Consider the following 14,370-nt stretch of genomic DNA (forward strand, 5'->3'; position numbering starts at 1 on the left):
ATACTAAAAGTTCCGGCTGGGGCTTTGCTGCTGACGCTTCGCTTTCGCGCAGATAAAACATTTGCCGCTGAGAGCTTCGCTTTCGCGCAGAGCAAAGCTTCCCGGAGACGTCCGATGAACCACTTGTCTTTCCATTTTCTATCCTTGTCAAACGTATTCTTAAAAAAGGTAAAGCGCCTCACCCCCTTTATACTAAAGGATTTGAGGCACTTTTCAGTTGGTTTCAACCAGTGTTCCCAGCTAAAATTAAGCAGTTATTGTTTGCGGATTTTTTTTACCTATTTTACTTAACCAAATAAATAAAAACACAATGATTAATATAACTGGGGCTAACCCTTTAGGGAAAAATAGCATTAGAGCAATTCCTACTAGTAAAGGTGTCTTTAAAATAGCGATTGAAGCACTACCACCTATAACAGCTACGACAAAGAGCATATCTAGTTGTGGAAAAAAAGTTGCGATCGCGTAGCCCTGTAATATAGAAGCGAATATAACTGGTAAAACATTTCCACCAACCCAACCTGACTTAAAACAAAACTCCATAAAAATCAGTTTTAAAACAGAAGCTAAAATTAAAGTAGCCATCGAAAGTGTCGGTACTAAACTAGGTAAAGCTTGCATAGAAAGTTGGCCGGAAAAAAGTAAATTAGGAGCGATTATTGACATCAAACCAATACCAATACCACCGATAACAGCACTTAAAATAATTTTATTGTTAATTTTAGAAAAGAATTTTTTCATTGCTCTTTCCATTAGTTCATAAAGTTTACTAAACAAAATACCAAACAACACAAAAGGAATAAATAGAAACAATTCATCTAATCCCCAATTAGTTTCCCCTAACTTTGTCACAAAAGGAGGTTGATCTGATATTTTAATAAAGAACATAAAGGTCACTATTCCATTAACGATAAATAATATATATAAGGATTTCTTCAATAAAAGCAGTTTTTTCTCTTTAGGAGCCCGATCAGGATTATATGGAATAAGGTAGTTATGAGGTAAAGTTAATTTTTTTAGTTTAATTATCCAAGAATCCTGTTTCCATTCGTTGTAGGAAAAATAAAAGTAACGCATTTTATCTCCCTGCCATACCGATAACGCAATAACAGAACTTAGTATGGCTGCTGCGGGACCAACACTTGCACCAAAAACTAAAATTAAAAAAGCAAGTAAAAAATTGAGACCTACATTCGAATAGTCAATTCTTTGAGTTGTTTTTAATTCAACAATAGCTTCATTAGCCGTTTTAGGCAGGCCACCCCACTTGTACTTACTAACACCTACTAAAATACCACCAAAAATACATAAAATTAATGTATAAATAGCGGGTATTTTTAAATCATTGGATACTTCATTCCACAAAAAATCTGCCAAGCCATTAACTAAAATTAAAAAAACAGAAGAAATAAAACCGATTATCCCACTTAAAATTAAACCATAAACAAGTAATCCGCTTATTTTAAAATACTTCTCAGTCAAAATAAAATTCACCAACTTTTTATACGTATATTAAGATTCTCTTGATGCATTAAATATAATACCCATATAACTATACTAGACTTTATGCTGAAAGAGCTAGTAATTTCCTATCTAAATCCAATCTAAACATACTTATTATAAATAGATTGCCTAGTTCATTTTTTTAATGATTATCATCCTTCCCGTTTCTTTGCTACTCATATTCCATAACTAAAATAAACACCTTCGATGCACTTTTACTATTTCACTACCAATCAAAAATCAGTAGTGTTACAATTTCTGTATAAAAAATTTCAGTAGTTAAGCAGATAAAACGAGGGAATAATTCGAAAAAAATCTATAAATTATAAATCTCTTTTAGGTTTATTAATTCTATTGATTATTATTTTTGGCTATATTCAATTTAAATTTAATTACGAATAAGGCAGTAATTGATTATTTAATAAATGCCTTTCCTCTACTTCCTGAAAAAATAGCGAGTGTGATGCCTGACCTACTGACTGCAGCTGCTCTAACAAAAATATTCTTATAACAAGATTTTTTAGTTAATTAAGAGAAGAGGAATCGAATAATGGATACCATCATCTATATGATAAGACATGCAGAATCACCATTTGTTTTCGGTCAAGAACGAACGAGAAAACTATCCAACCAAGGGGAAATAGACGCCAAAAAAGTAACAGCGATAATGGATGTGAAGGAAATTGATTTAGTAATCTCAAGTCCTTATACAAGAGCAATTCAAACAATCGAAGGAATTGTCGATTCCAAAAATATAGAAGTAAAGGTATTTGAAGAATTAAGGGAAAGGAAATTAAAAGGTGCTTATCAATTACCTGCAGAAGAAATACAACAAGCAATAAAAAAATCCTATGAAGATATTGATTTTAACTTATCGGGTGGGGAATCAGTAAGAGACGTCCAAAATCGGGCTATTCCTATAATAAAAGAACTTCTAAATAATTATAAGACAAAGACAATTATTATAGGAACTCATGGAAATGTTATGACTATTATTATGAATTATTTTAATAAAGAATACGGTTATGATTTTTGGAAAAACACTTCAAAACCAGACATTTACAAGTTGGTATTTTTAGATGAAAAACTACAATTAGTACAAAGAATATGGGAATGACTAACGAAGAGGCTATTATCCTCTTTTCAAAATCCAAATCAATAACCTTCAGATATCAAACTTAGGGCTTTTGGGTATCAAACATATACACAAGTCCTTTTGTTATGCTTCCTCAATCAATCCTGTTGCCCCAGAAGTGATTAACTTGCTAGTTTTGTTCCAGGTACCTTTTCAATAATGCCTAATTCAACCAATTTTGAAACTAAAGGAATTAAATTTATGAAACAGCTCAATCATTCATGTAATAAATTCTTTTAACTAGTGGATGTTAAAAATGGACATTCAGTTAATTTATGAGCCTTTGGTTATATTCAATCCACTTTTCCATTTCTCTCTCCACGGCTCGATTTTGCCATTCAAACCAAATACCAGAACATTCACTACAGTGACTGTCTACTCCACTTTTCTCATGCAAATCTTTACATGTAAATACAGTCTTTTTACGACAGCTGTAGCAGTAAATTTCTTTATCTTTATCAAATTTCATACCTATCAACTCCAACATTTTACACATATCTCTTTCCATTTTTCATATAAATTATTCTAATTTACAAAGTAATCATTACGAAGGTGGATTAGCATTAAAATGTAACTTTGAAATAAAGTTTAATAAAAATACGATATCAACCGTAATATGAGAACAAATTTAAAGAGCATGTTTTGATAATAGATTGATCAAAACATGCTCTTATTTAATGTGGTAGATTAAATTCTTTATAAAAAAATTTGATTATTTTTGAAACCCTTGTTGTTGGATCAACAAGGGTTGGTTTTTAGATTAACTGAAAATTTTCGGAATTTCTTCAATAAATGTATTTATGCTGAGATATCCCATAATAACAACTACAATTGCTCCAGTTACAGTTAACCAACGTGGATGCTTATATGTACCAACAATTTCTTTTTTGTGTGCAGCAACTAATATAATGCCAAGTGATAATGGTAAAATCAGTGCATTTAATGCACCTACCAAAATTAATACATTAATAGGCTTTCCAACCAAGGCGAAAGTTGTTGTTGAAATGACGATAAATGTTATAATCACCCAATTATGATATTTCTCAATGTTAGGGTGGAATGAACGAATAAATGAAACGGATGTATAAGCAGCACCTACAATAGAAGTAATCGCTGCAGCCCACATAATCATACCAAACATACGATAACCAATATTACCCGCAGCTAGTTGGAAAACAGATGCAGGTGGATTGGCAGGATCAATGACTAAACCTTTTGAAACAACACCAAGTACCGCTAAAAATAAAGCAATACGCATTACGCCAGTAATCAAAATCCCTGTCACGGAGCTTTTTGTTACTTCTGACAAAGATTCTTGTCCTTTGATGCCAGCGTCCAAAAGGCGGTGACCGCCAGCAAAAGTAATGTAACCTCCAACTGATCCACCAACCAAAGTTACAATCGCAAACCAGCTAATTTCTTTAGGCCAAACGGAGTTTACAATCGCTTCTCCTACAGGTGGTGAAGTTTTAAAAGCAACGAATAGCATGAGTAAAATCATGATACCGCCAGCAATTTGCGCAACCTTGTCCATTGCCTTCCCTGCTTCTTTATAGATAAATATAAAAATAGCAAAAAGTGCACTTACAATGGCACCTATAATTGGATCTACGCCAAGCATTGCATTTAACCCTAATCCAGCTCCAGCAACGTTCCCAATATTGAATGCTAAACCACCTATAACAATCATAATTGCAAGGAGAACACCTAATCCAGGTAACACCTTATTGGCAATTTCTTGCCCTCGCAAGCCAGAAACAGCAATGATTCGCCAAACGTTTACCTGTGCGACAATATCTAGAATTAATGAAATTAAAATAACAAATCCAAAGCTAGCCGCTAGTTGCTGTGTAAATACTGTCGTTTGTGTTAAAAAACCTGGTCCGATAGATGAGGTTGCCATTAAAAAGGCTGCTCCTATTAATACACTTTTACTTGCTGTTTTCTTAACAAATTTACCTTTTTTCTCTTGCTCGATTCCTGCTTCAGTAACTTCCGTTTTTTTTGCTATCATTGTCTTACCCCTCCTTGATTGCACGTACTGATATTTGATGTTCTACTAATCTTGAATGAATATATTTTGCAAACTCTACAGCATGTTCCCCGTCCCCATGAATACAAACAGTATTTGCCTGTAATGGGATTTCGATTTGCTGTTGTGACAGCACAATTCCCTTTTTCACCATTCTCACAACCTGATTCACAGCTTGTTCCTTATCGGTAATCAATGCATCAGGTTGTTTACGAGAGGTTAAAGAACCATCCTTCTGATAGGTACGATCTGCAAACACTTCATGGGCTGTTTGAAGCCCTACTTTTTCTCCGGCTTTTGTTAATTCACTACCTGAGAGACCGAATAACACAAGTGAAGGTGAAATATCATAAATGGCTTGTGCGATTGCCTCTGCAATCGCTGGATTTTTAGCAGCCATATTGTAAAGTGCTCCATGTGGCTTAACATGCTGCATGATTTCATTGTAAGTCGTTAGAAAACCTTGCAATGCTCCAACTTGATAAACAACCATATCATAAGCTTCCTGTGGTGTGATGTTCATCTCACGTCGTCCAAAGCCATTTAAATCCGGTAATCCTGGATGTGCCCCGATTTTCACACCATTAGCAATGGCTAGCTTAACTGTCTCTCGCATGACCGTTGGATCTCCAGCATGGAATCCACAAGCAATATTAGCAGAGGTTACATATTTTAAGATTTCTTCTTGCTCTCCAAGTCGATAACGACCAAAACTTTCCCCTAAATCACAGTTTAAATCAACTCGAAACATCTTCTTCCCCCGTTTTCTTCCCACTAAAGTAGTTATAATGAATACGTTTACAAACAATTTGTACCGATATTCGGAACTTAAGTTTTGAAATTTAAAAAAATCTTAACATATTTTATAATTGCTGAAAAGTATAAATTTTAAATTTTGAGAAAGAATGTTTTTTTAAAAATTTTCATTTAAATTAAACTTGTTTTCGTTTATTGTTGAAATATAATATTTAATAATCCGATATTTAAAACTAATATACCGAATTACGAAACTTCAGGAGATGGTTTTTATGCTGAATTTAAAAGAAAATGTACATATAAGACCTTTAAGCGATTCTGCACTAGTCATACATGTAGGTGAAGGAATCAGTGAGGCAATTCACAACAAAGTTAAAAGTATATTAAATTTATTAGAGAGAAATCCATTTGAAGGATTCATCGAGGTTGTACCTGCCTATAATAATGTGACAGTTTATTACAATCCGATTGAAGTATACTTTTCAAATAAAGAAAAAGGAGGCACAATGCCTTACGAAAAGGTGAAAGCAACAATTCTTTCTTTAATGAACCAATCTCACATAGTTGAAACAACGATGGAACGTGTCGTAAAAATCCCTGTAGTATATGGTGGTGAAATGGGACCAGATCTAGAATATGTAGCCTCTTATCATGGTTTAACACCTAATGAAGTCATTAAAATTCACTCTTCTGTAGAATATCTTGTTTACATGATAGGCTTTGCTCCAGGTTTTCCGTTTATGGGAGGAATGGACAGACAAATTGCAACACCTCGTAAAGAGACTCCACGGTTATCAATTACTCCGGGATCTGTTGGAATTGCGGGAAATCAAACAGGGATTTACCCATTAGAAACTCCAGGTGGATGGCAAATCATCGGACGAACACCTTCTCGTTTGTTTCTACCTGAACAATCTCCTCCAACCTTATTACAACCGGGTGATCGAATTCAGTTTGTACCAATTTCGTTGGAAGAATATAAGAGCGAATGGGAGATGGAAACATGGGCATAAAGGTATTACAGCCAGGTATGCTGGCAACCATTCAAGACCTAGGAAGATATGGACTACAAAAGTTTGGTGTTATCGTCGGAGGAGCAATGGATTCAATTTCCTTACGAATTGCGAATTTACTTGTTGGAAATTCGGAAGGAGAAGGCGCTCTTGAGGTAACACTTTATGGAACAACCCTTTTATTTGAAACGGATGAACTGATCGCAATTACAGGTGGCAATTTACAACCTACAATAGACGGAAAAGAAGCACCAATGTGGCGACCACTTTTAATTCAAAAAGGATCTGTTTTAAAATTTAATACTGCGATTAGTGGTTGCCGAGCATACGTATCGTTTAGTGGCGGAATTCAAGTGCCCAAAGTGATGAGTAGTAAAAGCACCTACATACGTGCTGGAATTGGAGGATTTCAAGGAAGAAGATTGCTGAAGAATGATGTCTTTGAAATAGATAGACGATCAGAGTTAGGAGAGGATCTTTTTAAACAATTAAAAAAAGAACCAACGTACCTTTCTTGGTCAGCTGATTACACATCCTTTGTTACATTAAAAAAAACGCAAACAATCCGCTTCATAAGAGGCTCTGAATATGAGCATTTCGATGAGGAGAGTTTAAAAAAATTCCTTTCAACGCCTTACACCATCACAACACACGCAGATCGAATGGGCTATCGATTAGAAGGAGAGGCTATTCAATTAAAAGAGCCATTTGAATTATTATCCGAAGGGGTTACATTTGGAACGATTCAAGTGCCCTCCAATGGGCAACCTATTATTTTAATGGCAGATCGTCAAACAACTGGTGGATATCCTAAAATAGCTCAAGTGATTTCTGCCGATTTACCATCATTAGCACAAATGCAAGCAAATGGTCGAATCTATTTTAAAGAGGTCACTCTTGAAGAAGCTCAATTGGCATTAATACATCAAGAAAGAAAACGCAATGAATTAGCATTTGGGCTCCGTTTAAAAAGGTTATAGAAGCGTTAGAGGCTATTCAATCGTCCAAAATTCGATTATTTAGATAGTAATGTTCACCAAAAAATTAGCAATTTCAGCGCAAAATGGGTAATCTCAAATGACTTTTGAGACTACCCATTTTTTAAAGCTGTTCATACCCCAATTGTTTAGAAATCTCTGCAGTCGCCTTCTTAAGTTTATCGACGTAGATTTCAACGTTTTCCCCTCGATAATTGGTTTCTAGTCCCGCAATACTCATTGCTGCAACGACATCTCCTTTATGATCGTAAATCGGTGCTGCAACAGCAGATGTATAATTTTCTAATTCTGAATGGCTGATTGTATAACCAAGTTCTCTAGCCTGCACAATCGTTTCAAAAAGCCTTTCCTTATCTGTAATCGTCCCCATTGCAAATGATTTAAGTTCTACCGATTCGAGATATTCCTTTATGTCTGCATCCGGTAAAAAGGATAATACAGCACGAGGGCATGCCCCTGCATAAAGAGGACTTTTTCTACCAATTGCTGTGTAGAGTCGAACTTTTTGCTTCGTATCTATTTTCTCGATATAAACAGCATCGTCACCATCACGAACGATTAAATTAATCGCTTCTTTTACATCATTATGTAACTCATTCATAATTGGCTCTGCAATTTTTCGCACATCTAGGCGCATTGATACTAGATGTCCAAATTTAAGGAAGAGAATGCCTAACCTATATTTTGCATCAGTCCCCTTTTCTAAAAAATCCATTTCCTCGAAAGATTTCAACATGCGGAAAGCAGTGGTTTTAGGGATTCCTGATAACTCAATTACTTCTTGAAATGACAGTTCAGTATGATCGATAAATAGATTTAAAACATCCATTGAACGGACAACCGTTTTATTATTATTTGTCAATTTAAGTCTTCTCCCCCTTCTATACTAGATTTAATATAATCATAATTTTTCTTTTCTTAATTAATAATTATACCTAATATCTTACTGTTTTTATATACCTTACAAATCAGGTTGACAAAGGAAAAAAAACAGGAGCAGAGAATGGTTGCTTTGCTTCCAGACTCTTCACCCCTGCTTGTTATTCTTATTTTGATTCCCTCGATTACTATGCTAGTTAAAAAATGTGGATATTCTATTTTTGTCCTACGTTTTGACGTTTTTCCTTCAATAAAATCACTCCCATCAAACCAACGATGGAGAAGATAACTGGCGTGATGAAACCATAGTAATATCCTTCAAATAGATTTCCTGAAGTTAATTGAAAATGATCCAATATATATCCAAAAATGATAGGTAGCAATACAGCACTTAGAAAGCCGCCCGTATTCGCAATCCCTGAAACAATTCCAGATTCTTCTAGATTAAAAGATTGTCGTACAGCTGCAAAGGTTAATGCACTTGCCCCATATCCAAAGCCAATGATAAAGAAAATAATAATTAGAAAGAAAAAGGAAGGATGTCCATTAAATAAAAGGAAAGAAAACCACCCTAATAAAACAATGATATGAACGACAATATACGGTCTTTTAATTGTTTCTAATCGACTTGAAATCCAACTAGCTAGAGGTGCTCCAATAAGTGCCCCGATAAGACCGATCATAATTAACTGGCTGGCATCTGAACGAGTCATTTCATACATATTCATCCCATATGGTACTGCCCACGAACTGATAAACCCTACATAACCGCCGACTACCCCAAAATGGCAAAAGAAAAGAGCCCACGCTTGCGGATTTGAAAATATTCTTCGTAGTAAAACTGATGTTTTTTCACGTTGCACTTCTGCTGTATCAACTACTTGCTCATCCCCAAAAATTTGTTTTGTTTTTTTTACAAGTACAAAATAAAGGAGAATGCCACATACACATAATAGTAGTCCTACTGAGAAAAATGTTACCCTCCAACCAAGTAAAAGTATCCATGTGGAGAAAGGTACTGTCGCCAATAAAAAACCAAGACTTCCTGTCATGCCCGCCAGGCCAATTAATCGAACAAATTCCTTTGTATGAAACCATTGGGCCAAAATTAGCACCATGTTAACCCATATGGTCGCATCCCCTACCCCCGTTAGTATTCTGGCAAAAAACAGGATGAATTCATGTGTACTTAGACTATAAATAATTGTACCTAAACCTGTAAGAGTAGCACCGATAATTAGAAAAAAATTTGGACCAAATCGATCAGCTAAAATACCCATCGGAATTTGCAAACTCGTGTAGACAAAAAATTGTATACTCGTCAATAACCCAATCGTTGATGCTGTGACATTAAAATCTCGCATCAATTGATCTGTAATCAGTCCTGGGGCGGTTCGTTGACTCGCCATTAACAAATAAGTAAATAATACAGAAACAAATACAACCCATCTATATCTACTATTTTGTTTGTCCAATGATTTCTACTCCTATTAGCTTTTACTATAATATATGAATTACAGGTAACGTTAAAAACCTGTTTTTCAAAGTAGTTTTATGATTTGATGCTTTTAGTTCTCAATGTTTAATATAAAGCTTAAATTCTTTTTGAATTTTAACACGTCTCCCTACACTTTTATTAACATACTTTTTTGGAGCTACAATACACATGCCATCGTATCTCAAATAAGTCTTTTTGACATCCAAGAATTATTGAAAATAAAAAGTCTTCACGGGATAGTGTCGTTCTTTTCATCCACATGTATCGATGTATTTGTTAAACACCATTTCGTTACAGAATTATTTCTGTAATTAATACGGTTAGCTTTCAAAGCTGTCTTCAATAATTTTATAGGGCTCGATGATGGAGGGGCACTACCATAGGTTCTCTCAATAATTAATTTTCCCACTCAATCGTTGCTGGTGGCTTAGATGTAATGTCATACAGTACGCTCATCAACTAATGATATATATGGGTTGTAAGCTATTTATCAAAACAGAAAAATCCGTTCAATTCAAGTTATTCTTGTCCTCAATTGAAGCAGGTGACCCCTTGTTTACAACGTTATTATTTTAATAACGGACAGGTCTATTGATTCTGTTACTGAAATTTTTAGTGAGGAATGGATATCCGATGACGAGTTTTTTGTCACCGAATCTGAAATTCATGGGAATAATAAACTCTATCATCAATTAAAAAAAAGAACTTCGAATGAGAAAAACATAGGGAGATTTTAGTCTTCCTATGTTTTCATTCATATTATTTATCTGTTTGTTCTTGCTTCTTTTTCAAATACTCCACACGTATTTTTTCAAGTTGCTGCTTTTTATCAAATTTGGCAGGCTTGTGTTTTTCATGATACTTCGTCACAGCTACCTTACCTTTGGTATCCAATTGATATTTCCCCACTTTGTTCACCTACTTTTCCTGTCCTTAAAAAGAATCTATTCAACAAATATAATATACCTTATTTTACTGAAGTAAACCTTATTTGGGGAACTGTATTAATTTTATTTGCTTCTAATTCTTTAAGATATTCTTAAACTTCCCTATTTAAAAGATTAATTAGAAAACCATCCAACAGGCTTTGCTTTAAAGCTAATATTAACCTGTTTCTGTTCTGAAAATTCATCAAGACCAAAGACTCCTAAACCTCTTCCAACTCCACTTTGTTTATAACCACCCCATGGGGCTTGCACTGTTGCAACATGATAACAATTCACCCATGTGATACCGGCCTTTATTTTGCTGACAACGCGCATCGCTTTCTCTAAATCCTGACAAAAGACAGCACCAGCCAATCCAAATACTGTATCATTCGCTAAAGTAATTGCTTCTTCTTCATCTTTAAATTTTTGAACGACTAAAACGGGACCGAAGATTTCTTCTTGTACAATTCTCATATCCGGTCTAGTGTTGGTGAAAATGGTAGGTTCAACAAAAAAGCCGTTTTCAAACCCGTTCGCTACAATTCTATTTCCTCCACAAGCAAGTGTTGCACCTTCCTGTATTCCTATCTCAATATAGTTTAATACCTTTTGCATATGTGCTGCACTCACAAGCGGCCCCATTTCACTTGTAGGATTATTTCCATGACCAACGACAATCTTTTTTGCACGATCTATCAGTCTTTCAATAAATTGATCGTGAATGCTTTCTTCAATTAAGAGACGGGAAGCCGCTGTGCACACTTGACCACTATTAAAGAAGAGATTAAATAGTGCATTATCTACTGCAATTTCTATGTCATTATCAGCAAATACAATGTTAGGAGATTTTCCTCCTAATTCTAAGGTGATTTTCTTTGTCTGTTCTGCCGCAACACGCATAATATTCTGACCTGTTTTCGTTCCACCAATAAAAGCCACTTTATCTACTAAATTACTTTCGACCATTTCACTGCCAACAGAACTTCCAGCTCCCATTACTAGATTGGCGACTCCTGCTGGTACACCAGCCTTTTCTATAATTTCAAAGAGTTTAACAGCAGTAATCGGTGTAATTTCTGATGGTTTTAGTATAAAAGTATTTCCAGCCGCTAATGCCGGAGCAATCTGCCATGCCGCCATAAGGAGGGGGAAATTCCATGGAACAATAAGACTGCACACGCCGATGGGTTCACGAATAACGATTGTTTGAACTGAATCACCTACATTATATATTTCACCTTCTGATTGAGTAATAAGACTTGCATAGTATCGGAAACATTCAATCGCATTTTGAACATCTGTTTTTGCAGCAAGTAACATTTTTCCACTATTCAATGTTTCTAACATTGCTAAATCATCTGCCTCTTCTTCCAACAGATTTGCGATTTTATGCAAATACTTTGCACGAGTCTTAAAAGGGAGTTGTGACCAAATTCCACTATCGAATGTACTATGTGCTACTGAGATTGCATATTGTGCATCCTCAGCAGTACCCTCAGCTACTACTGCAAGTAGCTCACCATTTGCAGGATTTTTCACTTCTCTTTTTTCTTTAGAAATTGAAGTAATCCATTTACCATCAATATACATCTTAAGTTCCAACATTTTATCTTCTCCTTTTCACCAGCCGATATAGGAAACGATGATAGTACTAGGAAGCTCTTATATTCTGATTTGATCCTACGGCAATAATAGGTTTTCACTAAATTTCCTAATACAAAAATCTTATTAAAACATTCTTTTCAAGTTATACGAAATGTTATTCTAAGCTTTTACGACAGCTTCATTTTTGTATAAAATTTGTCCATCTATAATCGTCATCTCTACTTTTAAATCTTTTATACTAGTATTATTTTGACTTAGAATACTACTATCTAATACTACTAAATCTGCTAATTTCCCCACCTCTAAGCTACCTTTAATATCTTCTTCGAAACTCGCATATGCTCCATTGATCGTATATATTTTTATTGCTTCCAATATTGTAACTTTTTGATTCACTCCAATTTCAGAATTACTACTACTTTTTCGATTGACTGCTGTATGAATGCCTATTAGAGGATTATAATCCGTAACTGGTGCATCAGAACCGCCTGCACATATAATACCTTTATCAATAAAATCACGTACTGGATACATATAATTAACTCGTTCTCCATAATTCTTCACATAAATATCTCCAAATTCAAACGGGAAAGGTGGATTTGGAATTGGAATAACACCAAGGTTCTTCATTCTATCTTGTAAATCTGGTGTAGAAATTCCCGCATGCTCAATTCGATGGCGATGATCTTCTCTTGGATGCTCATTAAGCACTTTTTCTACACAATTCAAATACATTTCAATAGCTCGATCGCCCTGAGCATGTACAGTTATTTGATATCCTTTTTTATGAGCTTCACCTAATACACGATAGATTTCTTCTTCACTATAGTAAAGAATTCCATGATCATTCGGATTACTGGTATATGGCTCTCTTGTTGCAATAGTAGGACCTGTACTACTTCCATCCGTAAATATTTTAGCTGGACCAATTTTAAAGCGTTCATCACCCGTACCTGTTAGTACCCCTGCAGATAGCATTTTCCCTACAAATTCATGTGAATTATTTAATGTACAAATGATTGCATAAACACGAACAGCGATATCTTTATTTTTTACTGCTTCCTGTAAAAGACGATAAGTATCTGTATCAGAAACACCTGCTTCATGAATACTAGTAATACCTGCTTGAACAAAATGATCAGAGGCTATTTTCATCGCTTGTCTTAACTCAACCTCTGTATATTTAGCAATTTCATTCATTCGCATATTCGCTTTTTCTATTAATTTACCTGTTAATGCACCATTAGCATCTCGCTCAATTACTCCCCCATCAGGATTACTTGTATTAGCATCTATTTCGGCTAATTCTAATGCTTTACTGTTTACAATAGAAATATGACCACAAGTACGAGTAATCATAATCGGATGTTCTGAAGAAATTTCATCTAGCTCCTTAATAGATAGGTAACGATTTTCTTTTATTGTCGTTTCATTAAAGCCCCAAGCTCGAATCCATTGACCTTTAGGAACAGTTTGAACTTTTTTTCGTAATTCCTGTTTTATGTCCTCATTTGAAGTAATATTTTGAGCCTTACAACTAATAGCTAGTTGGTTTAATCCATACATAACTAAATGAATATGAGCATCTATAAACCCTGGCAGCAATGTTTTTCCGCACAAATCAATAACTTCTGTTTTACTGTCTATCAGTTGCTGTACCTCTAAGGTAGAACCTACAAGAATAATGCGATTTTCCTTAATTGCAACAGCTTCTTCAATTCGAGAATCTGCATCCATTGTAATCACTTCACCATTTATAAATACTAAATCCGCTTTCATTTGTTACATCCTCCTTCGACTCTTTGAATTAATCTAATAAATATGATTCTATTATGATAGAACATTTTTTTCTAAATCATCATTTTGCAAAACGGTACTTTTTTTAGTAAAAGCACTCACTCCAAGCATGACAATAATATTCATATGTGATGCTATAAAAGAACCATTAATACAGGTGTGTTGATTAACCATTTTTATACATCCAAAGAGGCTGATTTCCGCTACGGGCTACTCGCTTTGTTG

General features: G+C 34.8%; 14 protein-coding genes. 3 read left to right on the plus strand and 11 right to left on the minus strand.

Annotated features, from left to right (window positions below; translation table 11 throughout):
- Positions 1-246: 246 nt before the first annotated feature.
- A complete protein-coding gene (locus tag AMS59_RS16815; protein WP_053484890.1) occupies positions 247-1,482 on the minus strand; it encodes a chloride channel protein in 1,236 nt (411 codons plus the stop codon).
- Positions 1,483-2,053: 571 nt separating this feature from the next.
- Here AMS59_RS16815 and AMS59_RS16820 point away from each other — a divergent pair.
- A complete protein-coding gene (locus tag AMS59_RS16820) occupies positions 2,054-2,620 on the plus strand; it encodes a histidine phosphatase family protein (protein ID WP_053484891.1) in 567 nt (188 codons plus the stop codon).
- Positions 2,621-2,906: 286 nt separating this feature from the next.
- Here the strand turns inward: AMS59_RS16820 and AMS59_RS16825 are convergent, their stop codons facing one another.
- From AMS59_RS16825 to AMS59_RS16835, 3 genes are all read right to left on the minus strand, one after another.
- Complete coding sequence (locus AMS59_RS16825) at positions 2,907-3,107, minus strand: hypothetical protein (RefSeq protein WP_053485112.1); 201 nt, start codon at positions 3,105-3,107, stop codon at positions 2,907-2,909.
- Between the two features lie 291 nt (positions 3,108-3,398).
- Entirely contained in the window at positions 3,399-4,616 is a 1,218-nt protein-coding gene (locus AMS59_RS16830; RefSeq protein WP_053485113.1) for an NRAMP family divalent metal transporter, read from the minus strand.
- A gap of 40 nt (positions 4,617-4,656) precedes the next feature.
- Positions 4,657-5,421: a LamB/YcsF family protein gene (locus AMS59_RS16835; RefSeq protein WP_053484892.1), complete on the minus strand. Its 765-nt coding sequence runs from the start codon at positions 5,419-5,421 to the stop codon at positions 4,657-4,659.
- A gap of 277 nt (positions 5,422-5,698) precedes the next feature.
- Between AMS59_RS16835 and pxpB the strand changes: the two genes are divergently transcribed.
- On the plus strand, positions 5,699-6,439 hold the full coding sequence (gene pxpB, locus AMS59_RS16840) for a 5-oxoprolinase subunit PxpB (RefSeq protein ID WP_053484893.1): 741 nt from the start codon (positions 5,699-5,701) through the stop codon (positions 6,437-6,439).
- Positions 6,430-7,419, plus strand: coding sequence for a biotin-dependent carboxyltransferase family protein (locus AMS59_RS16845; protein WP_053484894.1), 990 nt, complete (start codon positions 6,430-6,432; stop codon positions 7,417-7,419). Before pxpB ends, AMS59_RS16845 begins: the two co-directional genes overlap by 10 nt.
- Positions 7,420-7,540: 121 nt before the next feature.
- Here the strand turns inward: AMS59_RS16845 and AMS59_RS16850 are convergent, their stop codons facing one another.
- The 7 genes from AMS59_RS16850 to AMS59_RS25395 form a co-directional block, all read right to left on the minus strand.
- Positions 7,541-8,299: an IclR family transcriptional regulator gene (locus tag AMS59_RS16850; RefSeq protein WP_082337553.1), complete on the minus strand. Its 759-nt coding sequence runs from the start codon at positions 8,297-8,299 to the stop codon at positions 7,541-7,543.
- Positions 8,300-8,531: 232 nt separating this feature from the next.
- Positions 8,532-9,791, minus strand: coding sequence for a nitrate/nitrite transporter (locus tag AMS59_RS16855; RefSeq protein ID WP_053484895.1), 1,260 nt, complete (start codon positions 9,789-9,791; stop codon positions 8,532-8,534).
- Between the two features lie 419 nt (positions 9,792-10,210).
- Positions 10,211-10,270 carry a hypothetical protein gene (locus tag AMS59_RS27045; RefSeq protein WP_082337569.1) on the minus strand — a complete coding sequence of 20 codons (60 nt, stop codon included), beginning with the start codon at positions 10,268-10,270 and terminating at the stop codon, positions 10,211-10,213.
- A 303-nt stretch (positions 10,271-10,573) separates the two neighbouring features.
- Complete coding sequence (locus AMS59_RS25930) at positions 10,574-10,723, minus strand: hypothetical protein (RefSeq protein WP_053484896.1); 150 nt, start codon at positions 10,721-10,723, stop codon at positions 10,574-10,576.
- A 152-nt stretch (positions 10,724-10,875) separates the two neighbouring features.
- Positions 10,876-12,348 carry an aldehyde dehydrogenase family protein gene (locus AMS59_RS16865; RefSeq protein WP_053484897.1) on the minus strand — a complete coding sequence of 491 codons (1,473 nt, stop codon included), beginning with the start codon at positions 12,346-12,348 and terminating at the stop codon, positions 10,876-10,878.
- A 159-nt stretch (positions 12,349-12,507) separates the two neighbouring features.
- Positions 12,508-14,127 carry an amidohydrolase gene (locus AMS59_RS16870; RefSeq protein ID WP_053484898.1) on the minus strand — a complete coding sequence of 540 codons (1,620 nt, stop codon included), beginning with the start codon at positions 14,125-14,127 and terminating at the stop codon, positions 12,508-12,510.
- Between the two features lie 51 nt (positions 14,128-14,178).
- Entirely contained in the window at positions 14,179-14,319 is a 141-nt protein-coding gene (locus AMS59_RS25395) for a hypothetical protein (protein ID WP_156304701.1), read from the minus strand.
- Between the last annotated feature and the right edge of the window lie 51 nt (positions 14,320-14,370).

The organism is Lysinibacillus sp. FJAT-14745 (assembly GCF_001275675.1).
Taxonomy (GTDB): domain Bacteria; phylum Bacillota; class Bacilli; order Bacillales_A; family Planococcaceae; genus Lysinibacillus.